Source organism: Ochrobactrum sp. A-1, assembly GCF_022488005.1.
GTDB lineage: Bacteria > Pseudomonadota > Alphaproteobacteria > Rhizobiales > Rhizobiaceae > Brucella.
Window position 1 is genome coordinate 994,803 of record NZ_JAKVQC010000003.1, and the last position, 26,253, is coordinate 1,021,055.

The window sequence follows — 26,253 nt, forward strand, 5'->3', positions numbered from 1 at the left end:
TTTATACAACCCGAGTTGTGATAAGCGCTACGCCCGCAATCACGAACAAGATGCCAGCACCTGTTGTCCAGTGAAATGGCTCACGGAATATCAATACAGAAGAAAGTGCGACTGTCGCTACCGCCCCGGATGTCAGTACCGGGTGGGCAACATTCAATGGCAACCTCGCCAGTGCAGCGGCGTACAGCAGAAATGCCCCTCCATATAAGCCTAAGCCTAGCCAGAAAGGCCAGTTACTCAGGGCTGCCAATGGATCCGTCAAAGATGGGAATTTTCTTGGGGGTATCATGGCCATTTTGACGAGTACGCTTGCAGAAGCGTTTGCGGCGATACCAAGCACCAAAATCCACCATTTCATCAAGCCACCCCTTGTGCGGTCCGATAGCATTGAATAGCGCAAATCAGAGCCCTTTCTATCGAGTGGAGGTGCGGCTCCTCTTTTGTGGCGATCATCTCTATCGTAACAATGTGGTCTGGAAGATGTTTCTGCAAACTCTTGTGTATCAACTGATGATCCGCTCCACCATCGCCTAAGGGTACCAAATCCGGCTCGCTCGCATGGACATGCCCAATTAAACTTGAACTACTCTCTAGAACAGCTTCAGAAGATTCCCCATTGATCTTTAAGGCTCCTGTGTCAAACTGCATCTGGATTGCACCGTGCCCGACAGCTGTGACGATATGGGCTGTCTCTTCACTAGTCATCATGAAGTTCGCTCCATATCGGGCTGGATTGGGCTCCAGACACACGACGACGCCATGTTCCTGAGCAGCATCGCCAAGACGTCGAAAAAAACTAACCGCCGACTCAAATGCCTGTGCGTCGCTCAAGCCAGTGCGGTCACGATTTTTGGGTGAGCCAAATACCAATCGGGTCGCACCAAGGCCCGCGCCAATGCGGCACATCGCACGCAAATGATCCAGCATCGCTTGCTGGCTATTGTCCTCACCAAATACATTCAAGCCTACCGTGCCAAACAGCAAGGCTTGCATGCCAGTGATCTCGATGCCGTGGTCCGCCCACCACCGCCTGACGTTTACGATGTCATCATCTTCAGCGTTGGCAGGGTGAGGAAAATACTTACCGGGCGCTATATCAATGGCATCTATACCGAATTTGTCTAATAGCTTTGCGACAGCAAGATCTTCTGAAATGTCCCAGGCAATGTTTGATATCGCTAGCCTCACGATACCACTCCACCTTCATTCCTAAGAGTAATTGGTTCGGACTGAGCGTAAGCTCGAATAGCCTGTATCGTTTCACGAGTACTGTACTGATGCCGACCAAGGGAACCGAATAATTGGGCATGCCGCGTTTGCATGTCGTAGTGAGCAGGCGTATTCGAAAGTGATTGTGTGAACAGCTTTCCAAAGCCCTGCAAAGAAACATCTGCAACGCTAATCGGTTCGGCCGTGAAGTGCACCAGTGATAGACCAACATCCAGCGCTTTTTGAAGATCGTACCAAAGATTGACCATCGGGTAAAACTGGAAAACGCCTCGGCTTTCAATTGCGTGAAGATTATTGTTGTTAAGAAAGTCAAAAATCACGTTCTTGCGTAATCCGGGGCCCACCAAGCCAGGCAAACGAACCACTAGGTGGTGTGGAAAAGTCTGCTCTACAAATTTCTCTAGCAGGCGACGATGGAGTCCGTAGGGATGCAAGCCTGCTTCTTCAACTGGCGTAAACTCATCAACGTCAATCGGCTCTTTAAATACATCGACAGTGCTGATCAATATGAATGATTTGCATTTGATGGTCCGAAGATGAGTGATTAGTGATTCAATTTTTTTTCGATCATCTACGGGCTCGCGATTAGCAATCCACTTCTGCGCGGGTGCACCCGCACAGACTACCACATCGAATTCGCGTTTCTCAATTTCGTGGATATTGGTCGAACGGTAAAGTGCCGAAAAATGTGCCTGCTTAAGAAGCGTGCTTCCGACAAAACCAGAAAACCCAATCAGCGCATTATCCATTATCACTCCAGCGAACTTTTGAACTCTTCAGTTTCGAGTTTTTCAAGGACATCGTAAATATTGTCTATCTTTCCACCCAGCACCGAATAGCAGCCAGGCAGCTCCGCATGTCTTTCGAAGAGTATCGGACGGCCGTCATCCCCTTCGTTCTTGACCAAAACGGTTTTAACCTCGAATAAAGATTCAACATATTTTGCATTCAGTACGGAAGGCAAGTACCTACCTACGTCCCGGACCATCCGGTCCACTCGCGTAGCCCGGTCGTATTCCTTGAGTTTCTTGTAGGGGTCAATCCCCTGTTCATCCTTCCAGCTAAAATGTGGTGTGTAACGAACGTGCGAAAGGGTGTGCAGACCACGAGCCGGAAACGGCATTATGGAGAAAAATGGTCCGTCCATAACCGTAACTCCAATTTCCCTGAACGCGTCCGGCGCTTGCATAAGAGCCATTTCAGTCACCTCTTGCTTGATATCCGTTTGGGTACCTGGGAAATCGCCCGAGAACTGATTCAGTCCGCTATAGGTGCAATTGAAGACGTATCGACTGGTTATGGACGATGTATCCCCTGACTTCAGTCGGATCGCAACGATCAAGTTTTTGTCGGCTGGCGGACGGGAAATCGCTAACGCACGGGTTGAATAATGGACCTTTACACCCGCATCCTTAAGCTCGCTAACTGCCCACTTGGCGAGCCGCGTGGAATCAAAGGCATATTCCTCAACGAGAAAAACCTCTTCAATTAATCGCGGTTCAAACAGCTGTTTTAAACCAGTTTCAGCGGGTTTGATCGTTGCACCGATTTCGTGGCAAAAGCGCTCAAATTGCTTTGCTGTTACTTTGGAATTGCGTCTTGCAATAGCATAGAGCTTTACGAAATCCTGTTTAACGGCTTGCGGCCAGTCGCGTATAAAACGAGGTAAATTCACCTGGCTCCGAAAAGCCGTCGTAAAGCTTCTCGGATAATGATATCCGTTATGTACACGTGCTTGGTTATTGTAAGAAGCACGGAGCAGAAGTTCCGGTTCTCGCTCTAGCAGAATTACATTGCGCAACCCACGGGACTTGGCAAGGTAAATCGCAATTGTAGCCCCATAAAAGCCACCGCCAATAATGACTGCATCTGCAGTGCAGCGTTGCGGAGTCATGCAACACCCTGACCCGAATTGCGGGAGAGTTTCGTTGCCGAAGATGAGACATCCTCAATATTCAGCTTCTCTCGTCGGGCCATGCGGACGCTCGTGAACTCTTGACCAACATGATATAGAGGCCCCTCATTACTTAGGCTAGTCATATGTAATATATATTCGCCAAGCACTAAAAGCACTAATGAGATCAAGAAAAACATGCCTGATTGCTGCAAGGACATACTCACCCAGCCGGGTGCAACATCAGCCTTAAAAAGACCAATTGCAACGACATAAGACGAATAAAGCAAGTTGGCGGCCGCCCCGAACAAGGACAGTGATGTTACAAGTCGCATTGGGGCCTGTGTCGTTGAGACAAGGAGCCGCATACCTCGATCAATGCTTTCCCCTAATTTTTTGGTGTTCGTAGCAAGTGGTTGAGCGCTATATTCCATGTTGATACGCACAAAACCACCCGTCGCAGGCAAGTGGCGGTAAGTCATGGCTGGCTGGGGGTGCTGAAGAATAAAGTTCACGACCCGCTTACTCAGCAGCCTGTATTGAGGTGCTTCTTTGGCTAAATGTATTCCGTTGAACGATTTGTAAAGGAAATTGAAGGCTGCATAGGCCGCGCGGTAAGCGAAACTTTGGCGTGGTTTATGTTGGTTATTGGCAAAAACAACGTCAGCCCCTGTAACTGCTTTATCAAGCATTTCGGGCAAAAATCCGATATCGTCGAGTAGAGGATCAACTACTGCGACGAAATCACCAAGCGCATTCTCCAGCCCCACCCACGAAGCTGTATCGCCGTCAACCTCCTTAATAAGAGCATAAACCTGCAAATTTGGATAACCCGATTGTCCTGTCAGCTTTTTCAGAGCATTTACACTATTATCATCGGATGCGTTATCCACAATGATCAACTCGTAGTCGGTGACGAGAGACGACAATTTTGCCGAGGCACCCTGTATAATGGTCTCTAGCTGCTGGCCTTGATTGCGCATGACATACACAACAGACAAAAATACCGGGAAAAATGCCATTCTTTTGGTCCCTATAACACGCATTATTGCGATGTGGTTGCATATCAACACAAAATATAATTATTTTAAATGATGTGGGGGCGTACTGGCCTGTCTCCATTTAGGAGATTAGACATGCATGGAGCGGTGGAACCGCTACCATTTCAATGTCCTTCTGCCGCTCATGAATCATATTCTATAAAGAATCAATTTTCAGGAGGGCGCCCTCGCAGAAACATACAGTTCAATACTAAATCTTCCACAGCATTTCAAAATAGAGTGTCTTTATAATTCATAATAATCATCCATCATTAACTGATATCTATGGGGAACATAATTAATGCGCGCATCCTTACATTCCGAAAGCATATCATAAAGCTTCTTGCAAAGCGCTTCTGGGTCAAGCATGAGCCGGATATCGATTGTACTTCCGAATGAATAATACCTTATTCGTTCAGCAACAGCCCCAAAATTAAACCCCACGGGATAAAGATTTCGATAGAGGGCTTCTGATAATGTATAGCTATGAGTTTCCGGACATACACTCGACATCCAAACGATATCCGGACTTTCGGCAGCGATTAAATTATCTAACTCTTCGTCTTTGTATGGGCCTGTAACTTTCACGTTCCCAACCGTCTCAAGTTCATGGTCTATGTCCGTGTAACCTATCACTACGAACTCCATATTGAGGCTTTCTCGGCGAGCGACTCGCGCAACGTCTAAAAGAAGCTTTGATCCTTTATGCGGCCCTATTGCCCCCAAAATCGCAATTTTATTTGTAGTCAAATTAGTATTTAATATCGATCTAGATTTGGAATTTCGCGTAGGCAGGTGGGGTTCAGGATGAGGCCTTACAATAAATGAAATGGCTCCAAAATATCTTTTCATACGATTTCCAACATCACTATTCGGAACCCAAACACGGCGCGCCGCCGATAGAAATCGTTCGTATCGATCCCGCCATGCCCACACAGTAGCGCTACCGAGGGAATTGAGATACCCACGACGACTGCAACACGATTCACAGGCCCCGATTGTTGGCTCACCGCAATATTGCCCGTGATCATCAATCAAATGGACACGGGGGCAAATCGTGAAATAATCATGCACCGTAAAATCATAACCGACACCAGATAGTTGACATGATTTAAGTAAATAGTCGGATAATTCCGGTATTGTATCAACCAAGCTATGAACATGCACCAAGTCGACTGACGCAGTTCGAAGAAAATTTGCAAATTCGCTCACGTCGCCGTCAATTTTAAATGGACCAATATTGGGAAATTCTAAATCATCGACGCTCAGAAAATTAGTTCCGTATGGACGAAGTATAATCACCGTGGATTCGCCTGCGTCCTCCAGATGTTTTTTTAAGTCTTGTATATGCCGTTCTATTCCTCCCCCTCTATTGTGACTAACGAACAATACCAGCTTACCGCGTCTATATTTTTTCAAACGCTCAAGATCAATATTTCTCCTAAACTGTTTCAATTTATCACTACCGATAAATTCTGAAACTTGCGAGTTGTACTCTGGATGCTTTAGCTCAATTGCCGCCGTAGCACTTTTTACCAATACTTCTTTATCCGCTCCGAAAGAAGTCGATCCATAATGACGGACATAGGTATCTGCTAATATTATGTTGCGGTATCCGTGAGCAATTGCTCTTTGAGAGAAGTCATTTTCTTCACCATATCCACGACCGAATGTTTCCTCGTCAAAATACCCAATCGCTGACAAACATTCTCGTTTAATAAACATACAGAATCCAACTGCGGTAGGAGCCTCAACTCCGCAACCAGAATTAAGTTTGCTTGCAATTTTGTCTATTGTTTTTCCGTCGACTTCGAGTTCGAAATCATTGTCTTTTACGAATCCGGGGTAGCTGCAAATTTCCGCATTATTTGATAACGGAGTAACTGTTCCAATAATGGAATCCGTATATGCAAAACTATAAATGCGATCAAGCCAGTTACCGTAAACTTCGGTGTCTGAATTCAGCAGCACTACGTCTCTGTCAATATGCAACCTCATGCCGCGATTAACAGTTCCAACAAAACCTAGATTTTTCTCATTTGTATACAGCTCTATCAGATCGAGCGCGGCGATCTTCTCCAATTGCTCAACCAATTCATTCTGCGGAGACTTATCGTTAATTACGATTATCCGGAAAGGAATATTCTGTTGATGTTCACATACGCTATAGATGCATCGCGTCGTCTCTTCCAATCCCTTATACACTGGAATTATCACGTCAATTTTTGGCTGCTGTCGGTCAATGACCTGAGTTCTCTTGACAAGATTCAACCAATCGTCGTCACTCGGTTGAATTGGCATAACTCGCTTTTTGTCACGCATAAAATCTGCCTATTTACGAGCTAGTGCTCTATTGAAAGTGCGCAAAGGGGCTGTCAGCTTCCAAGATTTTGATTGATAAACGCGGTTCAACTGCGCGATCACTTCGTTAACATCACGTCTTTGAGCTGCTTCCATATTTATATTTTCAGCTTCGAAAGCAGCGGCTCTTTGTTCGAGTAAAGCCATACGATAATGCAAACGTAGCGTTTCATCTTGCAACTTAGCCAGTTCAACATTGGCTTTATCTAATAAAGATCGTAGAATATTTATGTTGCGATCATATGGCGTATGATCACCATATCTCGGACATTGTAAGATTAGCTCAGCTAATTGATCGGCGGAATAAATCTTCGTTCCTAGTTTGTCGAGTTCCAGTTCACCAACTCGCGTCGAATGGACTGCGATGATGGCCATTTCGGCTGCGTGGCCGAAAGGATTATTCATATTTCTCATTAGATTATTAGGATTAAACGCAGACGAAACGATAAGCCATTGCTCATAATTCAAAGAAGAAAGCTTAGATGAAATTGCCAAGCCTTCCGATATATCATTTACTTCAAGAACTATGATAGGTCGAAAGTTCTCAATTATTTCAATAGCACCGTCCAAGACTTTGTCCGACATGCCTTCGACGTCAATCTTGATCAGGTCACAGCGGGTTACCTGCATATCATCAAGCCTAACACATGACACCTGCCGCATATTAGTAGCTTTGACAGAGGTCAGACTTACGGCTCCGGCATTGATGTGGGCATCATAATCGGGCTCTTTAAAATAAAGAACTTCTTCTTTATCAGAAACCGCCATTTCGACTAGTAAAACATTATTCACATCATTGTCTAATAAGGATTTCTCTAGAATCTTCGCAAGATAGTTCTGGGCTTCAAAAGCGATGACCTTGCCAGTCTCACCTACTTTTCTTGAGAACGCCAGCGTATAGCTGCCAACATTCGCGCCGACGTCGATGACGTGATCACCAAAACGCATCAGAGTTAGAATTTTATCCAGCTCTACCTGACCCCATTCCCCATAATTTTGAAGAGAATAACCGATAGGATCGTCATTAATGAGGAAGTTGATTTTGCCATATCTTCCTTGAACGGAAGTCAGAATATTTTTTTCATTATTGATATGGTGCGCCATATTATTTTCCCACTAAGTAGAACCTTATCGTAGTGTACTTAAAGCCTTCTATATATTATCGCAATCCATATCTTCCAACCAGTGCACCTGCGGTAATCCCCACCAATAAACGGCCTCTACAGTAAAATTTTCTCAGGCTTTATGATCGAGGATATTTTGACGAAACGCCACGAATAGACCCGATAACTCTCCTCGGCAATCCCCTTTTAATCGGGCTAATAATTTAATGTGTTAAGAATACTATACCTTAGGATACGCACGCTGCCATTCTCGAACCAAGGCTTCTATCTTCCGCTGCGCTTCCGCAATCATGGGGGTGTAACGTTCGTTTTCAAAGCCCCATAGCGTGGATGCAGCTTCCTCCTTATGACCAACTATAAATGGCACAGCCACAACAATCTGAAGTCCATCTTGGCACTCCAAATATCTGTCAATCGTGTTGGTAACAGCATTGGTGTTAAGAGGGTCCCATTGCGACAATAGTTTCAACGCGCTTTCATTATATATATTGAATACGGTGCTGGTCATCTTATTAATAGTAACGTAAGTGCGTCCACCAACGTGATCGACAGAAAGAACCTTCGCATCGGGATGAACATCAGCCATCAGACCTGAAAATATATCCCAATCTGATTTGCGCTCATCGAGATATGCATTAACTTCAGAAAGGAGGCCACTGAAATTCTCGGGCAACTCTACATCATCTTCAATGACAGTCAGCCGGGGTACCTCGTTCACGCGCGCATATCGAGATAATGCATTAAAACTGCCTCCACAGCCAATCCAACCTACATTGTGACGAATTCCGTCAAATAACTCACAACCATCCGGCAGCGTTTGAGCTATTATCCTGCGCCGTTCAATCGTTTCGGGCAGCGAAAGAGCGAAAAAATTACTCTTTCGAGCAATATAAATCGGACGGTCCAGAATAACATTAGCTGGAAGGACCCCAATTGCCGTCAGAAAGCGGTCCATCATGAAATTGAAACGTGCAGCACTGACAGAAGTGGCGGTTTCAATGGCTTTATTTGCCATTTCTAGATTTTGGAGCATCTCTGACGCACAGACCATCATATCATCGATAGACCCTTCACCGAAGAATTTCACAGCACCTTCTAGTTCAGGATACTCGTCCTGATCAGATGTCCCCTCGGAAAGAACCGGCACTCCCAAAGAGATACACTCGCATATACGAGGCATTTCTAATAAAGCACCCTCATAGTAATGAATATTGATAACAATTTTTGATTCTTTGATAACACCATAAAGCTCATCGCCGAATAGATCGTTACATATTCTAACGCTATATTTTTCCTGTAGTTTCTCAAGGAACCTTCGCCGTCTAGGGCTGCTTAAACTATCGCCATAAAACAAAAAGTCATATTTTTTGGGCCTTGGACTACCTACAACAGCCTCATTCAGCGAAGCACCAATAGGCACATAATGTACATTTGGATATTTCAGGCCGTTTTTTGCTAAGAAATCGATGTTCGCTAAAGAGTATTCGATTACTCCTAAAGAATCCTTCAGAACTTTCATATATTGTGGAGTAAACCATCTTGAACTCACCGACTGTTCAAGCTGAAATATCACACGTTTATTTGCTGACGGAAGGCGCTTGAACATCTGTGCACATAGGACTATATAAAAATCATGATCAAAACTCTTTAAAGAGCCCGTTATGATTTCGCTTTCGATTCCGTGGCTTGTTAGACGTTCAGATACTGCCCGAGCGATGAAAAGGGTATGAGGTGTGCAGAGAATCCCCCAAACAATACCGTTTCGGTTCGTGAGCCGTTTGCGCAATTTTACATAATGATGTTCACGTCCGTACCATTTCAGGCGTTTGAACAGCCCTGAAATATCCCCGCGAGCAAGATAGCGTAGCGCGTTAGTCAACTGCCTAAAGCGGCTGGGAAGTCTTGGCATAGCTGTTCAATACCTCACAACAGTAGCGAAAAATTCGCTCGCTGGAAAGAGTCCCAAAACCAACGGTTAGCCCCCCACACTATTCATTCCACTGACCTTCATGTTATACATGACAGGTTTATTCCATCATTCGCCAAAATAACTTGCCAACACCTCATCAGGAGATCCGTCCATTTTGACTTGCCCATGTTCGAGCCAGATTATCCTATTGCAGTTCTTTTTCATTAAATCTTTTGAATGGCTTGCGAGAACAAGTATTTTTGTTGAATCGACCAGATCGCGCATACGTGCGTTTGCACGTTCTTTGAAATCTTCATCCCCTGTCGAAAGCCATTCGTCCATGATCAGAATTTCGGGTCGAATCGCCGTTGAGGTCGCGAATGCCAACCTTAATTGCATACCAGATGAATAAGTGCGGAATGGGACATCCAAAAATTCACCTAGTCCGGAAAATTCTGCTATTTGGTCGAACTTTTCGGCAATTTCTTCGGGTGACATTCCCATCATCGCAGAGCGCAGACGAATATTCTCCCGGCCCGTAGCATCTGGATCTATTCCCAGATTGATATTGATCAAGGATACGCAATGGCCATTAATTACAGAACTTCCATTTGTTGGCGTATAAATACCCGATAAGACACGCAGTAGCGTGGTTTTTCCTGATCCGTTGTGACCAATCAGTCCGATTCGATCACCATCTCTAAACGTCATAGATACATCATCAAGGCCGCGTACAATCACTAGGCGATCACTTCGCCTCTCGATTTTTCCGCCTGTAGCGATACTAAGAACCCTGTTTTTTAATGAACGGCTGGTCGAATTATAGATAGGAAATTCGACACTCACATTCTGAAGCTGAATTAAACTCATTTTCTACAACCAATACGCTACGCGCCAGCGATATCGTCCAAAGAATAAGATGGCGACGACCCAACCAATTATCGCGCAAGCAAAACCGAAGGTCCAGTCAAGTAGGGACGGTGATGCGCCAAATAACGGAGCTCGTACAAGCTCGATGAAGTGATAAAATGGGTTCAACTCGATAAATGCCTTAGAAACGTGGTCAGGTAGTATCTTAACCATCCACATAATGGGAGTGGCGTAAAACAACACCTGCAAAATGTTCGTAACCACTTGCGTCATATCGCGGAATCTAGCGCAAAGAACCGCAAGAATGAGCATCATCCACGATAAATTGAGACATAGGAGGATAAAACCAGGAACCGCCCAAAGCGCATTCGGACTGACCATTCTACCTAAAATAATAAGAAGGATCGGAAAAATAACAATATTATGGGCGAATATTATTATATTTCTCCATAGAGCGCGCATGACATGCGTAAACAATGGCATTCGAACTTGCAAAATTATGCCGTCTGAAGATGTAAATGTTGTGCATCCCTCATTCAGACAAGTCGAGATAAAACCCCATGTAATAACGCCTGCACAAAGATACGGCAGGAACTCGCGCATTTCGCTTTGAAAAAGCGTCCCAAATATCAAACCCAGCGCGCCGATAAACACAGCCATATTCAAGGTCAACCAGAAGGCCCCGACTCTGGATCGTCTATAACGCTGTGCGACGTCTTGCCACCCGAAAATTAACGCCAAGCGATATTTCGATAGGGCCTCCGAAATGTCCCCTATGGCGACCTTAGCTCCTTTGGTTGGCTCTGCCGTTACAACCTCATGAGGCACTTCTGCTCTAGATATCTCGATACTCATGATTTTTTCCGGGCCAATCTGCTATTTGTCACGACAGCCATCTTCTCGAATAAATTTAGTCAATCCGCCGTAGCGTAATTGACGAAATGTAACTGTTAAGTCAACTCTGTCGTTGCTCGCGAATGCGGCACATTTAGGACCCATTCGATATCATCGAAGTCCGCAGCGGAGCCGAAACCAGGTAGAAACCTACTTCTCTAAACAGGTCAAATTTCCCGAACCCTCTTTCTCAAAGCATCTACGCTCGGCTACTGCATTGTACATCATGCATCATTTCCTATGGTGGGAGCGCATAAAGCAACGGATTATATCGCTTCCTCTCAGTTCAAAATTACTTTTTCTCTCGCAACCGGCAGGTGCACAGGTGTGATTGAAACAATTTGCAGCAGTTTGCAACATATCGAAACAATCATCCAGTGCGGAATTGTAGCCGATGAAAAACTGTGACGGCAAACCCGGGGCGGCTCAAAAGCATAAGTTTATTCAAATTTTCGGTGATATGAAAATAGGCGAAAATTATTGTTGAGCATATCATTCACGAACAATTTTCAATGTTCGATAACCAGTAGCAATGCCGGGCGACGCTTCGGCCTTGCTATGTCGCCCGCTTCCTTTTCGCGGCCCATACGCGTGATGGCTGAACACCGGCAATGGTTCTGTCACCTTGAGCTGTCATTTACTCTGTATCGATCACCCAGTCCCACCGAAAGCCGTTTCTGCCCTGCTCCCATTTGTAGCCGTAAGGATTGCAGACAATGCGGCTTTGACCGATCTGAACGTCAAAGGCATGATGCGTATGGCCACAGACCCACAAATCCGGAGCCTTTTCAGAATGAAGGATGTCATTGAAGGCCTCTGCGCCACAGGCGAACAGGTAATTTGCGTCTTGACCCGCATAGGCTGGCGGCGTGCAATCTGGATGCGGCATGTGATGGGTCAACACCACGGTGGGGCCGTCAAACGGTTCTGCCAGTTTCTGACGAATGTAGGCCGCATCTGCGCGATGCAGCTCCAGCATATCCTCCGGCGTGAACCGTTTGCCATCTTGCATGCAGATGGCATGGAAATCGTTGAGCATCTGACGCGCCATCCACATTCGCTGCGGCAAATCAGACTTCGCGGTGAGTTTCATCAGGAAATCGACCCACAGGCTTGCGCCAATGAAGCGCGTATTGCCGATAATCACCTCATCCGCATCAAGGCAATAAAACCGCTGCGGCCAATCCAATGAACGCGCCTCGATTGCCTTGATCGTCTGCCTGTCGCTCTCCAGCGAACGGTCCCGATCACCTATAAGCCACTTGTTCTGATAAAATTCGTGATTGCCAGGCACATACAGGATTGGCTTCTTGTAGCGCCTGATCAGGAATTCTAGCGTCAAATGGATATCTGGCGCCGCATTGAGATCGCCGGCAATCATGATCACATCACAGTCCGACGCTTCTTCCCGTGTTGGATAGGCAACATCCTGCAGTTCATTATGCACGTCAGACCAGATCCAGAGTTTCATGCCGTTCTCCCTCTATTCCCACCCGTATTTCCAGAGCCGTTTTCATGTCAGGTTTTCCATGGCAGGCAACCGCATCTCTGGCAGAGGTGCACAGACCTCCACACCGCCTGCCATGCCGATGGATGTGCGTAGCCTGATAAGTTTCATCCCTTCTCACTGGCCGATGTCTTTTTGGCCAAGGCGGTAAAAGCGGCTGAATGTGCGCGCATAATTTCGGTCAAGATCGAGAAGCCAGAGTTCTGACGTGATGCCGTTGGGCACGATGGGACCGAGCCGGGGATGCTCGAACAGCACGCCTTCCAGACACGCTACGCGCCGTGCGCTAAGTTTCCAGCTGGTGATCGCCGGTGAATTTGTCAGTATCCGCTCATTCGGATAATTACCCTCAAATATCCGCTCGAGATCGGTGACCAGAGATTTCAGCATCCTGATTTCGAGTTCGAGCTGTTCGCGATTGTATTTTCCGTTCTTGATTGTAACTGTCATGTCGTGTCCTGATGAATGAAGAGAATGAGGGGTCGTTCGGGCGCGCAACAACGCGCCCGGGAATAGGCGTTTCCTGAAGTTCAACGCCTCTGATCCTTTTAGAAAGAAAAAGTTGGACAGTTCAGCGGGAAGCAAATGCCAACTGACTATTCGCCGTGCAGTAGATCCTCTATTGTCGACACCCCGCTATTTTCACGATGACATCCGCTCTCACCGGTTGGCCGTTGGCCAATAATTGAAAAGGCTGATGTCCGTGTTCGAGGGTGCCGTAGCAATTGTCCTGTGCCACGGTAACGAATAACGGAGAAGTCCGTGATCGCTGGTTCCTTCAATTTTACGCGGATCCAGCGCCCGCATTGCCCCATCTGCTCAATGCGACGCATCACCTGGCGTCAGGATTTGAACTTGCGGTGCTGACCTGTAGTCGAGAGCCCTGAGGGCAATCTGCATGATTTCCTGCTCCATCAACCGCATCTGTTCACCTTGCGTATCTGCAAAAGTGTCACCAATCTGGATGAGAAGGTCTCCCCAGAGAGCCTCCTGCAACTCCACGACCTTGTCTGCAATCCCAGCTTTGCCGAGTAATTGATCAAGATCAAATATCGACCAGACCCCGGTTTCTTCATCACTGTCATCGAGCAGCGGATCAATCAGCGCGAATTCGCAATGCTCAATGTCGATGTCATAATAATATTGCTGTGCCAGACGGGCCCATGCCGACGGCAGGGTCGCGATTTCATTGCGCCATTGATTTAACGCGTCTTTATGCATACCGATGCCATAGACCATACTGATTAACCGCAACGCTTTCTTTTCAGCATCGTAATGCACCAGATCAAAAGCGTACGGAACGTTGTTGGGCAATGCCGAAATTGCCGTCGCAAGGATAGCTTCACTCGGTGCAGATTTCCGGTCAGCCGAACTGACGACGCGATTAAGAATATCGCGTGTTATCGGCATCACACGTGTCGGTGCTGTATCACCTGAAACCTTTACCCGTGCTGATGCTTCTTCAATGAGCGCGAAAAATTTCTCACCCTCATTCCAGATCGCCCATCGCAGCAATGCATCACGAACGGCACGTTTCTGGCTGGCCCGATCTTCAGCATGGACAATACTGTTAAACAGCCATGCCAGATTTTGCGACGCATGCAATTCTCGTCCGACATTGCGAACCGGTACTTTGTGTTCGATTAAATCGATGTAACCAACGACAGTTTCTGCAGACATGAGTCCTCCTTGTCCGAAGCGGTGTAATCGCCGGAGCCAAATGAGTATGAACGGTCGGTCGCGCCTTGCCCTTGCAAGCGGCACCAATTTTTCTGAAGACAGCAAAGACCGTGACGTTGCGCGCGAACGCACACGACCAGAGTGCCAAAGTGAGGAATTGGGAGTTCGGGCTTTTAAAAAGCGCCGAACGCATCAGAAGCGGAAATTATTTCCGCTGCGGAGCCGCAAGGCCGATAAGATTATCAGGCCACAGATCTTTTAATCCAGGATAAATGTCGATAATAACCAGCATAGCTTGGCTCCTGTGTTGGCAGGCTAAGTTAGTCTCCATTCTGGTGTTCCCGCACCGGGATGGAGGCGTCTGATCAATCAGACAATGAAACTATTGCAGGATCTCAAACGCGCTGCAAGGATCTGAAACGAAAAAATATCCCAATTGAGTATTTTTATCTAAGTCCCGGATATCACCGGCTTTTTTGGATTAACTCCAATCGCTTCAAACCCCAGTAGCCGTAAGGCTTCTGCTGTAATCGGCCACTGATCCGGGCGGTTGAAAGCAAGGCAAAAAGTTATCCACAGACGGGGCCCTCAGGCCCCATTTTAACAACAGGCCAGAGTGCTCATTCAGTGAAGCACCCTTGCCGGATGCCTCGCCAGGAACAAAGCATGGATTTGAAAAACTTCGATGCCTGACATGTTCCGGCCTTACTTCGAATGGCGTTTGCGGCCGAATCGGAAAAATCGGCTCGGGTAACGCTCTTCTCGAATTTTGAATCGGATTACTGCAAATTATTTCGATTTGAAACGCGTTGCCGACAAATCGAAATGACGTGCCTGCACATTGTGCGCGCCGACCGGCCTGCCATTTCAAACTCGAGATTGCCGATTCATCTGCAAACGGCGTTTCACGAAGTAATGGGGGGAGAACAGACAAAAAGAACAAACGCCGTTTATGAAACAAACCAGTTGAAATCAGGTAGCCACAGTTTTGGAAGCCATCTTCATTGTTCGGGGTCGTCGGCATCTCCATGAGGCATCAGATGCACTTTACGTCGGAAATCCCAGCCCCTTTTGGTGTATTTGTCAATCAGATCATCAATGACATCCAATGAAGCATCTTTATCGAAACCCTGATCTGACAGCCCATCAAGCAGCATATCAATCAGCTTCTCGATCCCGTCTTGGTTGCCAGACTTCATCGCTTTGGCAATCATGAAATGCAAGAACACCCGAGCAACGTCGTCGCGCGTCGGTTTACGCTCTGCTCTCAAACGATCCCGATATTCCTTTTGCCGCTCTCGCTGTTTGCGCAAGCGTTCAGCCTGCTGCTTGCTCGCTGCCATTTCACCCCCAGTTGCCCACTAACAATCAAATTATGAGCCCGAAATCTGTCGGCGCAAAGCGTTTTTCGTTCCCCCGCCCGCCCACAAACGGCGTTTGCGCGTGAATCAGAAATCTCGGGTTCAGCAACGATTGTCCGTAACTCTGTAACGCTCTTCCCAGGTTTTGAATCGGATTACTGCAAATTATTGCAATTTGAAATGCGTTGCTGGCAAATCGAAACGACTTGTCGACACATTGCGGCATCCGACCCGCAACTTCAAATGAAGTACCGGGAAATTCTTACAATCCATATCGCGTACTGGGCCCATAATGCAAACGTCGTTTGTATTATGGAATATACTTCCCAAACTTATGTCCGAAACACAGTAAGCGGCTAGGCTACCCCACGTATCATTAGTCGGTGTGATGGGCGATTTTCCGTATGAATCACACGGAGCGTCCTATGAATGACGATATGAATCACTCCCAGATATTTGAGATTTTGACAGCGGAACCCGTACGCCGTCGCCGCAAGCCGCGTGACTGGTCAGATGACGAGAAGGCACGGCTTGTGGCCGCGTCCTTGCAACCTGGAGCCAACGTTTCGGCGATTGCTCGGTCTGAAGGACTGGATCCCTCGCAGCTTTATGGCTGGCGTCGTAAAGCGCTTGCGTCTGGTGCTGTCTCGCCAGTAACGGCGGGAACGCAAAGCCCGGTCAGCTTTGCGCGTGTTGAAACAGCTGATCACGGTTCTGTCGATATTGTTGTTGCCGACATGGTGGTGCGCGTCGGTTCAGCCTTCGATCCGGATCATCTGATGAAAGTCCTAAGGGCGGTTCGCAAGGCATGATCTCCGGCGGCGTGGTGGTTTATGTGTCCTGTCAGCCCGTTGACTTCCGCAAGGGAGCCGCGTCCCTTATGGCAGTTGTCCGTGATGGCGGTCTCGACCCGTTCAATGGCGCACTTTACGTCTTCCGGTCAAAACGTGCCGACCGGGTCCGGATTGTGTGGTGGGATGGCAGTGGCGTTTGCCTTTATTCGAAAACGCTTGAGGACCGTGGCTTTTGCTGGCCGGGCCTGTCAGTTGCGAGGATACGTCTGGATCATTCCCAGCTCATGGCTTTGTTGGCTGGAAGGGACTGGAAAAAGATCCGCCCGAACAGGACAAGACGCCCTTTGCTGACAGGATGACAACGCCTGCGGCAAGATGATTCATGATGCTGTAATGGTTGGGAAAACGGCCGCTTTTATGCTCTACTCAGCCTCATGGATTTACCGCTTCACGATCTGCCGGACGATGTTGACGCACTGAAAGCCATGGTGCTCGCAATGGCTCGTGAGCAGGCTGCGAAAGAAGTCCGGTTGAAGGCTGCAGAGGCTAAGATCGCCCGGCTGGAAGCGGTAGAAAAGAGCGCCAACGAGCGGATTGCCAATCTGACATCCATCATGAAGGTTTTGCAGCGCACCCAGCATGGTCCCCGTTCCGAACGGTTGCGCCTTGATGTCAGCGATGAACAGGTATCGTTTGCTTTCGAGGAAGTGGAAACCGGTCTTGCGGCAATCCGTAGCGAGCTTGACGATGCGGCCAAGGGCAAGCCGAAACGGGCACCTCGTCCGCGCAAGGGCTTTGCCGCTCATCTCGAACGTATTGAGGAAGTCATCGAACCGGATATCCCGGCTGGTTGCGAGGGTCTGGAAAAGGTTCTGATTGGCGAGGATCGCTCGGAACGGCTGGATGTCGTGCCCCCGAAGTTCCGGGTTATCGTGATGCGTCGCCCCAAATACGCATTCCGGAACCATGATGGTGTGGTTCAGGCGCTTGCGCCTGCCCATATCATCGAGGGCGGTCTGCCGACAGAGCGCCTGCTCGCCTATATAGCCGTTTCCAAGTATGCCGATGGCCTTCCACTTTACCGTCAGGAGGCAATCTATTTGCGCGATGGCGTCGAGATCAGCCGCAGTGTCCGACATCAGCGCCTTTGAGACAAAACTGGTTTAATTAAGAAGAGAGGATTTTCGGCTCATCATAGCTTATTCGAAGGAAGCGAAGATGAGACAGAAAACGATGCCGCAGACATCTGCCGCGGAGAAGACGATCAAGGATATACGTCGCGCGACGCGTAAACATTATTCGGCAGAGGATAAAATCCGCATTATTCTGGAAGGCCTGCGTGGCGAAGACAGTATTGCTGCGATTTGCCGTCGTGAGGGGATCGCCGAGAGCCTGTATTATAGCTGGTCGAAGGAATTTCTCGAAGCTGGCAAAAAACGCCTTGCTGGTGATACGGCCCGTTCTGCTACCAGTGACGAAGTAAAAGCGCTGCGTCGTGAAAGCCGTGACCTTAAGGAAGCATTGGCCGACGTCACGCTGGAAAACCGCCTGCTTAAAAAAAGCATGATCGGGGATGGGGGCGACGACGAATGAGATATCCCGCCACCGAAAAGCTTGAGATCATCCGGCTTGTGGAGCGGTAATCCCCCCGTTTTTAACGGGGCTCGTCAGTAGAATTCACGCGGCCATTTTCAGTTTCTGTGCGGGCGTTACGCCGCCGATGCCCATATTGGGACGTTCGTTGTTGTAGGTCCATAGCCACTGCGTGGCAAATTCCTGCGCCTCCTCAATGCTTTCGATGATGTATTGGTCGAGCCACTCATTCCGAACGGTGCGATTGTAGCGCTCGACATACGCATTCTGTTGTGGCTTGCCGGGTTGGATATGGCTCAAGGCGATGCCTTGGTTGGCAGCCCACTCCATCAGTTTGCCACTGACGTATTCCGGCCCATTATCAACACGAATTGCGAATGGTTTGCCGCGCCATTCGATGATCTGGTTGAGGCTGCGGATGACGCGTTCAGCAGGCAGCGAGAAGTCTACTTCAATGCCCAAACCTTCGCGGTTGAAGTCGTCCAGGACGTTCAGCAGCCGGAATTGCCTTCCATCCTCCAGCCGGTCGGCCATGAAATCCATGGACCAGACCATATTCGGCGCATCTGGCACGGTCAGAGCATCGGGCTTGTCCCGCTTCAACCGCTTGCGCGGCTTGATCCTGAGGTTCAATTCAAGCTCACGATAGATGCGGTAAACGCGTTTATGGTTCCAGTGATGCCCCCGGACATTGCGCAGATAAAGGAAACACAGACCGAAGCCCCAGGTCTTCTTTGCCTGCGTCAGTCCGATCAGGAGATCGGCAATCTGCTCGTTCTCGTCGTTCAGCCTGGCGCTGTAACGATAACATGTCTCACTGACCTCGAAGGTGCGGCAGGCAAGCGCAACGCTCACCCCACGCAACGCCACTGCTTTCCCGGCCATCTCCCGGCGTTGAGATGGCCGCGTCACTTTTTTCCAAGAGCCTCTTTGAGCAGTTCCGCCTGCATGCTCATCTCCGCATACATCTTCTTCAGGCGACGGTTCTCGTCCTCCAGAGCCTTCATCTGGCTGATCATCGAGGCATCCATGCCACCGTATTTGGATCGCCATTTGTAGAATGACGCAGTGCTCATTCCATGTTCCCGGCATAACTCGGGTACAGGAACGCCGCCTTCCGCCTGGCGAAGGATGGCAAGGATTTGCGGTTCGCTGAATCTGCTCGTCTTCATCAAAATCTCCTCGATCATATAGCCCGAAGGTTATCGGCTGGGGCTGGTTCTATCTATCGACCATCCTAGACGATTATTCCCGTTGCCCAGACCTGGTTGGGCCGGGTGACCGCCAGCTTGCGCAGAAGGTAGGGATAGATTTTGTGACCTGGTGCAGGTTTCGAGGTATTCGGGCGACGATAGATCGCCTCAATACCCATCTTCTTCATCAGCGTTGCGATATGAAGTCGCCCGGTTTCCAGCCCTTCTCCTCTCAAAAGCCCTTGCAACATCCGACTTCCAGCAAAAGGGTAGTCGAGATGCAGTTCGTCGATCCGCCGCATCAAAGCCAGATCGCTGTCCGGCACTGATCGTGGAGAATAGTAGACGCTGCTACGGCTGAAGCCGAGAAGCCGGGCCTGCCTTGCAACCGACAGCTTGTGCGCGCGGTCAATCATTTTTTTCCGCTCAGCAATCCCGCCTTGCCGAGCGCACCGGACAAAAAATCGTTCTCCAGCGTCAGTTCGCCGATTTTGGCATGAAGCGTTTTGACATCAACGATTGGCCCTGCCGGTTCCGCCTTGTTCTCATCGCCGAAAACGCCGGTCGCGCCCTCAAGGAGCTGGTCTTTCCACTGCTTGATCTGGTTGGCATGCACGTCGAACTGCTGGGACAATTCCACCAGTGTCTGCTCGCCTCGAATGGCGGCAAGCGCCACCTTTGCCTTGAAAGCAGAGCTGTGGTTCCGGCGTGGTCGTCTCGTCATGGTATCTCCTGTTCCGGCATCTAAGCCGAAGTCAGGCAGAAATTCCACTTATCTCCGTTGTCCAGATTTCCCGAACCACCTCTCTACCGATGACCAGAAAATGGACATGCAAATTAATGCCCTGAGAAGAGCGGGATGCACGCATATATATACAGATCAGGGGATTTCCGGTGCTGTATCAGAAAGACCCGCCTTACAGCAGCCGCTAAAAAGTTTGACCGATGGTAACATGCTGATCGTGTGGAGACTTGATCGACTCGGGCGATCACTCATCCACCTCGTTGAACTTGTAAACTCTCTGGGAAGCCGCGGCGTTGAATTTCGCTCACTTACTGAAAGCATCGATACCAGCTCCTCGGGCGGGAGACTTGTGTTTCATATAATGGCAGCTCTCGCAGAGTTTGAACGCACATTAATAAGCGAGCGCACGCGCGCTGGTATGGAAGCAGCGAGACTTAAAGGAATACATGTCGGTCGCCCGCGCAAGATCAAAAAACAGACGAGAATATGATAATTGAACCTTGAAATGAGATTAGCTGATCATTGAACTGGAGCGGTATAGGCAACCTGGGACACAGAGTGGTGCGTCCCGTTCGGGTGTTTCGCTTTTGATCGGCAGCGCCGCGGTCCCGGGGAGCCATGCCAAGGCTCCCCTTCAGCAATACCTTTAAGATCGCACCCGTTTTCTCGGCTTTCTCGTTGTAAACCATGGCGCAGGCTCTTTCGCCTCAACATATGGCAGCAAACATAAGGGCTGTGGTTGCAGATGGCCCGTAATGGCCGGATAAACGTCAATCGCTTTTTTCATTACCGTCAAGCTGGCAATATCCGTATAACGTGTCTCTCCCTCCGTTCGGCCCAGATGCCCGGTAATGTCTTCCATGATCGACATTTCTATCCCCTTCTGTTTCAGCGTGTTGCTGAAACCATGGCGCAAGGCATGGATTGCGCGGCTCCAAAGCTGATCACCAAGCCCCGTTTCCGCTTTGAGCAAAGGAACAAAGCTCTTATAGAAACGATCACCGGTATCGTTTTTGCGTCTTGGAGCGACCAATTCTGGAAATAAACATCTGTGTCCGAGTTCCTTCAAACGCTTTGCGTAGTCAATAAAACCCAGTCGGATAAGCTCATCTGGCAAGGGGAGATCGCGGACTGACTGGAGGTTCTTCAATCCTCGGAGCTCATTTTTCCGAATTTTGATGGACCAGATACCTTCATCCCCTGCGTAAACCACATCATCAACCATGAGGCCCGTAAATTCGGCGCGCCTTGCGCCCAGATATGCAAAAAGCATTGGCACATAATAAAGGGACGAATGATATACGGTCTGCCCGAATTCCCGCATTTCCTGCGGCATCGGCCCGGCACAACCGGTGAATACCGGAAGCTGGAAGATCGGTTCAACCTGCTCAGGGCCGGGTTTAGCAGTCAACGCCCGAACGGATGCGAGGCTGCGTTTCTTCGGCTTGATCCCTTTGAACGTAAATGCCCGCAACATGAAACCTGACGCGACAAGATGGTTCAGGAACTGTTCGAGATTACCAAGGTGGCGCCTGATTGTTCCACTCGACAAGCCAACCTTGGGTGCCGGAAGATTGAGCTTTTCGGCGCGAATTATCGCCTGTTGGGTTGCCTCGCGCAATTGCACTGTTGTCATCGCCACGTAACGGGAACTGCTTCCCCATCTGACAAGTATGTTATTGAAATGCTGGCGCAATGCCGCCAAGTGGGTCTGGTTAATGCCGCTGCTCGTGAGAACATTGTGCTCGTCCAGAATACCGCAGAAAATGTGGACAACTGTCTTGACGTCCTTTGCCGTATCTTCGTTCCAGTTCTCACGGTTGTTGGCAATCAGAAGGTCGCACTGCTTCATGAATTGCTTCACTGGCAAGTCCTGCCCAGTAAGCCCCAGCATGTCAGCTGCCGATACAGGAACAGTATTTTCCACAACTGGCTGCGGCTGCGGCTGCGGCTGCGGCTGCGGCTGCGGCTGCGGAATGATATCCGGCGCACGCTCCACCTCTACAACCGAAACAATTGGCTCGGGGTGAACGAGTATCTGTTCAGTCTGTTTGTCAGGATAATCGATGAGATAGCGATCATCGGTATTGAGCAGAACGTCAGCACGCGCTTTGAAATACTCCGCCTTGGCCTTTTCGAGATTAAGAATTGAATAAGGCAGGCGGTGCTCTTGCATGAGAGCGCGCATTTCGTCGACGAAGCGCGAACTTTCTGCGTCTTCGCGTTCACCACGATAGGATGTCGCGATGCCTTGGTGGAGGCTCTCTGGCACCTTCGCCTGCTCAAGAAAGCGCCACCCCTGGCAACCTTCCTCTTCAAACAGGATCCGGCGGGTACCGAATTTTTCCAGAAGCCTATAAGCCCACCCGACTTCCAGATCGGCAGTCAGATTATCGATCTGATGGAACCCCGTCGGCGTACGCTGGCCTGCAAATTGCAGGTTCTCCATATGATCATTCATCCGCGCAATTTCGGATTGGAACAATCCTTCGAGAGCTTCTTTCGACATCAATACACTTCGCGGGTTTTCAGCAATTTCATAAAGCAGAAGATTGAGCTTGCGGGCCATGCGGCCTGCTTGCCGATGATCAGATTGTTTGAGACTGAAAGCAAGATGACGCGAGCCAATAGCGCGTCCCAAATGCATCGGAAGACGGGGACGCCAATAAAAAATATTTCCGCGCCGCTGAAGATTCTGAACCTGATGTCTGACTGCCATAATAAGCTCGCCGTTTGGAGCTGATGAGACAAACCGACCAAGGCGAATCGGCATGTGTCATAGCCCTGTGTCACAGTTTTGTGCACAGTCGGCAAAATGGAAAAAAGCGTGAGGATTCCCAGCTGGGAAACATTAAGTAAAATCAATAACTTATTGATTTTACGCATGATTCATGGCTGGGGCGCCTGGATTCGAACCAGGGAATGGCGGTACCAAAAACCGCTGCCTTACCGCTTGGCTACGCCCCAACAAATCTAACCGAAGCATTCGGTTGCGCGGCCTTATAGCCGCTTCGAAACCCGAGCGCAATCGCCTAATCGCGAAATCCCTTTCAGGATTACAGGCCCTGTGAACAACGTTTTCAACCACATATCATCGCTCCTCGTTCCCTAAAACAAAACCGCTGATTTGCGTCCGGCTTCAAAGCTGCTACATCCTACGGAAGAGTGCATTTTCGGTATTCACTATGCTGTTTTTGTTGATTTCGTTTCTCGTCAGCGCTGCATTGTGCGGCATCGGTCTCTATCTGTTAAACTGGCTCTTGCCCGAGCGCTTTCTCGCGGCTCGCATGAGTTCGCGTTCAAACCATACGACGGTAGCACGGCAGATCGGCGGATTGGCACTTATTCCCGCAATCATCGCAACGCTGTTGATCTTTGCGCCGGATATGGAAATCAACGCATTTCTGGCGCTTTGCCTTTCCGGGGCCTCGCTGTTGCTCTGGATCGTCGGCGGACTGGATGACCAATATGAGCTTTCAGAGATCATCAGACTGGGATCCCAGTTCATTGCCGCCGGACTGGTTGTCTACGGCCTGGGTCCGGATTTCCGGTTGCTGCCGGACCTCCTACCCTACTGGCTAGAGGCAATGCTCATTGTCTTTGCACTGATGGTCGCGATCAATGTTACCAATTTCATGGATGGTCTCGATCTCATGACCGCAGCTGGTATAGGGATTCCACTGGCTGGCGTCGGAATTCTGGCCGCTCTCGGACTGGCCGGACTGGAAAGTGGCGGCATCGGCATCATCACGGCGGGTGGGGTTCTGGGGTTCGCTCTGTTCAACCGTCCGCCTGCAACGATTTTTCTGGGCGACTCTGGAAGTCTGCCACTTGGCCTGATCACAGGAACAGCGCTAATCCTGCTCGCACGGGAAACGCATATCGCCGTCGCGCTGATCCTGCCGCTCTATTATATTCTCGACGCTGGCACGACCATCGTGATGCGGTTAAGCCAGGGCGAGAACATCCTGAAAGCGCATTCCAAACATGCCTATCAGACGGCGAAGCGCTCAGGCTGGAGCGTGCTCAAGGTCGTCGGCCACGTAGCGCTTCTGAACATGATCCTCATTGCCTGTGCCATAGCGTTGCTAGCTCTCGATCACACAATCACCCAGATCGCGTTCCTGCTTGTGGCCATTGTCGCGACACTGGTTCTGCTGCTGGATTTTCGCGGGCGCTTCAGGAAGCTATAACGTCGAACAGCACCTTGCGAACGGCATCGATATCGCCGCTTTCCATGGCAACACGCAGGGCCGTAAGACTTGCCGGAACATCCACCGCAGCCTTTTTGCCCTGCGGGGCGCGCATGATCTTGGGATGGCGGGTCGGCTTCGCCTGTGAAGGATCGTAGAAGAGCTCTTCATACATCTTCTCGCCTTCACGAATCCCTGTCGTCTCAATTGCAATATCGCCGTGCGGATTCTCGTTGTTTCGAACGGTCAGCCCTGCCAGCAGGATCATGTTCTCGGCCAGATCGCGGATCTTCACCGGTTCGCCCATTTCGAGCAGAACTGTATCGCCCGACGCGGCGATGCCACCAGATTGCACGATAAGCTCGGCAGCTTCCTTGATCGACATGAAGTAGCGGGTCATGTCCTCATGCGTCAGCGTAATCGGACCACCACCGGCAATCTGCTCACGGAAAAGCGGGACAACAGAACCGTTCGACCCCAGCACATTGCCAAAACGGACAGAATAGAACGCCTTCTTCTTTCCCGATTGCTCGGCCATCAAACCGCAATAATAGACAACCAGCTCAGCCCAGCGTTTGGTTGCGCCCATCACATTCGTCGGTCGCACTGCCTTGTCGGACGAGATGAGGACCATGCGCTCAACATCGGTATTGAGAGCCGCCTGCGCCACTTCCAGCGTGCCGAACACATTGTTGAATATACCGACCAGCGGGTTTTTCTCGACAAGCGGCACATGCTTGTATGCTGCACAATGATAGACCGTATCGACATTGTTGTCGCGAATGGCTTTCTCGACGCAGTCCCGGTTGCTGACCGTCCCAAGGATCGGCACAATCTCGCAACTGGCGATCTGCCTGAGCTGCCTCTCAATATTGTAAAGTGCGAATTCACTCGACTCGAACACAACGATGCAGGCCGGGTTCCATTGTGAAATGGTACGGCAAAGCTGGCTGCCAATCGAGCCTCCCGCTCCCGTCACCATAATGCGCCGGCCTTCGACCACTTCTCGCAACAAGGCCGCATCAGGCGGCACGGGCGAACGCCCGAGCAGATCATCGATCTCGACATTGCGTAGCGAGCTGACCAGATATTTCCCAGCCGTCAGATCGGCGATCGGCGGAAGAATACGCGTATTGACCGGAAGGCGCCCCAAAAGCCGCGCGAAATCCTGACGCTGTTTCTGTTCTAGCGACGGTTCAGATACCACGACCTGCTTGATACCGTAATTTTCGATCAAGGTGGAAATGTCTTCCACGCCATAGACCCGCAGCCCGATAATATCCATGCCATTAAGCTGGCCATCGGGATCGACGAAGCCGACGACCAGTGTATCGCTATGACTGCGGAGCGCCGTTGCCAGCTGGCGGGCAGGCTCGCCCACGCCGATAATCAGTGCTGAACTCGTATAGCGTTTGTCCGACTCGGAACTACGCAAAAGCCATTTTGCACCGAAACGGCTGGCCGCGATGAATACAGTGCTCAAAAGCCAGTAAAGCAGAGGAACAGAGCGTGGCAGACCGGCACTGCCGTAGAGCTCCATCAGGAACACCAGAGCAACCCAGAACAACGAGGCGATAGCAGTTGCCTGAAAGATCGGCCAGATCGCGCGTTCAGCCAGATAACGGATGATGGCGCGGTAGAGTCCGAAGCGAATGAAAACCGGAATTGCCAGAACGGGCGCGATGAAAATAAGAAACGTCTGCCCTTCGTTCGGCACGAAAACGAAGCCGAGACGGATGACAAAGGCCAGATAAGCACTCAACAACAGCAGGACACAGTCGCTCAGCATCAGAATGATCTGTTTGCTGGCGCGAGGCAAAAGCGCCAATCTCTGCCATGGATATTTCAAACTCATACGCGTGTTA

At 49.5% G+C, this 26,253-nt stretch carries 21 protein-coding genes, 1 tRNA gene and 4 pseudogenes; 6 read left to right on the forward strand and 20 right to left on the reverse strand.

Translation table 11 applies throughout. The annotated features are described in order from the left end of the window. Position 1: 1 nt before the first annotated feature. The 14 genes from MKS82_RS06595 to MKS82_RS06660 all read right to left on the reverse strand — a co-directional run bounded on the left by MKS82_RS06595 (position 2) and on the right by MKS82_RS06660 (position 15,852). Positions 2–358, reverse strand: a complete 357-nt coding sequence (locus tag MKS82_RS06595) for an EamA family transporter (RefSeq protein ID WP_240578540.1) — start codon at positions 356–358, stop codon at positions 2–4. Continuing rightward, a complete protein-coding gene (locus MKS82_RS06600) occupies positions 358–1,188 on the reverse strand; it encodes a sugar phosphate isomerase/epimerase family protein (RefSeq protein ID WP_240578541.1) in 831 nt (276 codons plus the stop codon). The genes MKS82_RS06595 and MKS82_RS06600 overlap by 1 nt, the downstream gene beginning before the upstream one ends. Further along, on the reverse strand, positions 1,185–1,979 hold the full coding sequence (locus MKS82_RS06605; protein ID WP_240578542.1) for an NAD(P)-dependent oxidoreductase: 795 nt from the start codon (positions 1,977–1,979) through the stop codon (positions 1,185–1,187). Before MKS82_RS06605 ends, MKS82_RS06600 begins: the two co-directional genes overlap by 4 nt. A 2-nt stretch (positions 1,980–1,981) precedes the next feature. Next, on the reverse strand, positions 1,982–3,124 hold the full coding sequence (locus MKS82_RS06610; RefSeq protein ID WP_240578543.1) for an FAD-dependent oxidoreductase: 1,143 nt from the start codon (positions 3,122–3,124) through the stop codon (positions 1,982–1,984). Further along, a complete protein-coding gene (locus MKS82_RS06615; protein ID WP_240578544.1) occupies positions 3,121–4,146 on the reverse strand; it encodes a glycosyltransferase in 1,026 nt (341 codons plus the stop codon). Before MKS82_RS06615 ends, MKS82_RS06610 begins: the two co-directional genes overlap by 4 nt. 264 nt (positions 4,147–4,410) lie before the next feature. Continuing rightward, positions 4,411–6,486 (reverse strand): glycosyltransferase, encoded by a 2,076-nt coding sequence (locus tag MKS82_RS06620; protein WP_240578545.1) that lies wholly within the window; start codon positions 6,484–6,486, stop codon positions 4,411–4,413. Between the two features lie 9 nt (positions 6,487–6,495). Next, positions 6,496–7,629, reverse strand: coding sequence for an FkbM family methyltransferase (locus tag MKS82_RS06625; RefSeq protein WP_240578546.1), 1,134 nt, complete (start codon positions 7,627–7,629; stop codon positions 6,496–6,498). A gap of 240 nt (positions 7,630–7,869) precedes the next feature. Further along, positions 7,870–9,558, reverse strand: a complete 1,689-nt coding sequence (locus tag MKS82_RS06630; RefSeq protein WP_240578547.1) for a methyltransferase type 11 — start codon at positions 9,556–9,558, stop codon at positions 7,870–7,872. 126 nt (positions 9,559–9,684) lie between these two features. Beyond that, positions 9,685–10,428, reverse strand: coding sequence for an ABC transporter ATP-binding protein (locus MKS82_RS06635; protein WP_240578548.1), 744 nt, complete (start codon positions 10,426–10,428; stop codon positions 9,685–9,687). Between the two features lie 3 nt (positions 10,429–10,431). Next, positions 10,432–11,283, reverse strand: coding sequence for an ABC transporter permease (locus MKS82_RS06640; protein ID WP_240578549.1), 852 nt, complete (start codon positions 11,281–11,283; stop codon positions 10,432–10,434). Positions 11,284–11,959: 676 nt separating this feature from the next. After that, positions 11,960–12,793: a metallophosphoesterase gene (locus MKS82_RS06645; protein ID WP_240578550.1), complete on the reverse strand. Its 834-nt coding sequence runs from the start codon at positions 12,791–12,793 to the stop codon at positions 11,960–11,962. Positions 12,794–12,946: 153 nt separating this feature from the next. After that, complete coding sequence (locus tag MKS82_RS06650) at positions 12,947–13,279, reverse strand: hypothetical protein (protein WP_240578551.1); 333 nt, start codon at positions 13,277–13,279, stop codon at positions 12,947–12,949. A 369-nt stretch (positions 13,280–13,648) separates the two neighbouring features. Continuing rightward, positions 13,649–14,593, reverse strand: a complete 945-nt coding sequence (locus MKS82_RS06655; RefSeq protein WP_240578552.1) for a hypothetical protein — start codon at positions 14,591–14,593, stop codon at positions 13,649–13,651. A gap of 917 nt (positions 14,594–15,510) precedes the next feature. Beyond that, entirely contained in the window at positions 15,511–15,852 is a 342-nt protein-coding gene (locus MKS82_RS06660; RefSeq protein WP_240578553.1) for a hypothetical protein, read from the reverse strand. 443 nt (positions 15,853–16,295) lie between these two features. Here MKS82_RS06660 and MKS82_RS06665 point away from each other — a divergent pair, with 443 nt between their 5' ends. From MKS82_RS06665 to MKS82_RS06680, 4 genes and pseudogenes are all read left to right on the forward strand, one after another. After that, a complete protein-coding gene (locus MKS82_RS06665) occupies positions 16,296–16,682 on the forward strand; it encodes a transposase (protein ID WP_240578554.1) in 387 nt (128 codons plus the stop codon). Beyond that, the gene (gene tnpB, locus MKS82_RS06670) at positions 16,679–17,023 is read left to right on the forward strand and encodes an IS66 family insertion sequence element accessory protein TnpB (RefSeq protein WP_445558060.1); all 345 of its coding nucleotides are present in this window, start codon (positions 16,679–16,681) and stop codon (positions 17,021–17,023) included. The genes MKS82_RS06665 and tnpB overlap by 4 nt, the downstream gene beginning before the upstream one ends. A gap of 75 nt (positions 17,024–17,098) precedes the next feature. Beyond that, positions 17,099–17,806, forward strand: a pseudogene (locus MKS82_RS06675) (IS66 family transposase); the annotation flags it as partial. A 76-nt stretch (positions 17,807–17,882) separates the two neighbouring features. Next, positions 17,883–18,304 (forward strand): annotated as a pseudogene (locus MKS82_RS06680) (transposase); the annotation flags it as partial. A gap of 37 nt (positions 18,305–18,341) precedes the next feature. Here the strand turns inward: MKS82_RS06680 and MKS82_RS06685 are convergent. After that, positions 18,342–19,429, reverse strand: a protein-coding gene (locus MKS82_RS06685; protein WP_240578556.1) for an IS3 family transposase whose coding sequence is annotated in 2 segments (ribosomal slippage) — positions 18,342–19,168 and positions 19,168–19,429 — 1,089 coding nt in all. Because the reading frame shifts where the segments join, the coding sequence is not laid out codon by codon here. 74 nt (positions 19,430–19,503) lie between these two features. After that, positions 19,504–20,174, reverse strand: a pseudogene (locus MKS82_RS06690) (IS3 family transposase); the annotation flags it as partial. Here MKS82_RS06690 and MKS82_RS06695 point away from each other — a divergent pair. Further along, positions 20,173–20,685: a recombinase family protein gene (locus MKS82_RS06695; protein WP_445558061.1), complete on the forward strand. Its 513-nt coding sequence runs from the start codon at positions 20,173–20,175 to the stop codon at positions 20,683–20,685. The pseudogene MKS82_RS06690 and the gene MKS82_RS06695 overlap by 2 nt on opposite strands. A gap of 156 nt (positions 20,686–20,841) precedes the next feature. Here the strand turns inward: MKS82_RS06695 and MKS82_RS06700 are convergent, their stop codons facing one another. The 3 genes and pseudogenes from MKS82_RS06700 to MKS82_RS06710 all read right to left on the reverse strand — a co-directional run bounded on the left by MKS82_RS06700 (position 20,842) and on the right by MKS82_RS06710 (position 23,162). Beyond that, complete coding sequence (locus tag MKS82_RS06700; RefSeq protein ID WP_240578557.1) at positions 20,842–22,194, reverse strand: hypothetical protein; 1,353 nt, start codon at positions 22,192–22,194, stop codon at positions 20,842–20,844. Between the two features lie 609 nt (positions 22,195–22,803). Further along, a pseudogene (locus MKS82_RS29645) lies at positions 22,804–22,968 on the reverse strand (hypothetical protein); the annotation flags it as partial. A gap of 119 nt (positions 22,969–23,087) precedes the next feature. Then, a tRNA-Gln gene (locus MKS82_RS06710) sits at positions 23,088–23,162 on the reverse strand. 218 nt (positions 23,163–23,380) lie between these two features. Here MKS82_RS06710 and MKS82_RS06715 point away from each other — a divergent pair. Continuing rightward, positions 23,381–24,388 (forward strand): MraY family glycosyltransferase, encoded by a 1,008-nt coding sequence (locus MKS82_RS06715; protein ID WP_240578559.1) that lies wholly within the window; start codon positions 23,381–23,383, stop codon positions 24,386–24,388. Here the strand turns inward: MKS82_RS06715 and MKS82_RS06720 are convergent. Next, positions 24,375–26,243: a polysaccharide biosynthesis protein gene (locus MKS82_RS06720; RefSeq protein ID WP_240578560.1), complete on the reverse strand. Its 1,869-nt coding sequence runs from the start codon at positions 26,241–26,243 to the stop codon at positions 24,375–24,377. The genes MKS82_RS06715 and MKS82_RS06720 overlap by 14 nt on opposite strands. Between the last annotated feature and the right edge of the window lie 10 nt (positions 26,244–26,253).

What these genes read in the sequence shown, in the direction of transcription:
- MKS82_RS06595 (WP_240578540.1), bottom strand. Translation starts at nt 358, where the DNA reads ATGAAATGGTGGATTTTGGTGCTTGGTATCGCCGCAAACGCTTCTGCA.
- MKS82_RS06605 (WP_240578542.1), bottom strand. Translation starts at nt 1,979, where the DNA reads ATGGATAATGCGCTGATTGGGTTTTCTGGTTTTGTCGGAAGCACGCTT.
- MKS82_RS06610 (WP_240578543.1), bottom strand. Translation starts at nt 3,124, where the DNA reads ATGACTCCGCAACGCTGCACTGCAGATGCAGTCATTATTGGCGGTGGC.
- MKS82_RS06615 (WP_240578544.1), bottom strand. Translation starts at nt 4,146, where the DNA reads ATGGCATTTTTCCCGGTATTTTTGTCTGTTGTGTATGTCATGCGCAAT.
- MKS82_RS06620 (WP_240578545.1), bottom strand. Translation starts at nt 6,486, where the DNA reads ATGCGTGACAAAAAGCGAGTTATGCCAATTCAACCGAGTGACGACGAT.
- MKS82_RS06625 (WP_240578546.1), bottom strand. Translation starts at nt 7,629, where the DNA reads ATGGCGCACCATATCAATAATGAAAAAAATATTCTGACTTCCGTTCAA.
- MKS82_RS06630 (WP_240578547.1), bottom strand. Translation starts at nt 9,558, where the DNA reads ATGCCAAGACTTCCCAGCCGCTTTAGGCAGTTGACTAACGCGCTACGC.
- MKS82_RS06635 (WP_240578548.1), bottom strand. Translation starts at nt 10,428, where the DNA reads ATGAGTTTAATTCAGCTTCAGAATGTGAGTGTCGAATTTCCTATCTAT.
- MKS82_RS06640 (WP_240578549.1), bottom strand. Translation starts at nt 11,283, where the DNA reads ATGAGTATCGAGATATCTAGAGCAGAAGTGCCTCATGAGGTTGTAACG.
- MKS82_RS06645 (WP_240578550.1), bottom strand. Translation starts at nt 12,793, where the DNA reads ATGAAACTCTGGATCTGGTCTGACGTGCATAATGAACTGCAGGATGTT.
- MKS82_RS06650 (WP_240578551.1), bottom strand. Translation starts at nt 13,279, where the DNA reads ATGACAGTTACAATCAAGAACGGAAAATACAATCGCGAACAGCTCGAA.
- MKS82_RS06660 (WP_240578553.1), bottom strand. Translation starts at nt 15,852, where the DNA reads ATGGCAGCGAGCAAGCAGCAGGCTGAACGCTTGCGCAAACAGCGAGAG.
- MKS82_RS06665 (WP_240578554.1), top strand. Translation starts at nt 16,296, where the DNA reads ATGAATGACGATATGAATCACTCCCAGATATTTGAGATTTTGACAGCG.
- tnpB (WP_445558060.1), top strand. Translation starts at nt 16,679, where the DNA reads ATGATCTCCGGCGGCGTGGTGGTTTATGTGTCCTGTCAGCCCGTTGAC.
- MKS82_RS06695 (WP_445558061.1), top strand. Translation starts at nt 20,173, where the DNA reads ATGGTATCTCCTGTTCCGGCATCTAAGCCGAAGTCAGGCAGAAATTCC.
- MKS82_RS06715 (WP_240578559.1), top strand. Translation starts at nt 23,381, where the DNA reads ATGCTGTTTTTGTTGATTTCGTTTCTCGTCAGCGCTGCATTGTGCGGC.
- MKS82_RS06720 (WP_240578560.1), bottom strand. Translation starts at nt 26,243, where the DNA reads ATGAGTTTGAAATATCCATGGCAGAGATTGGCGCTTTTGCCTCGCGCC.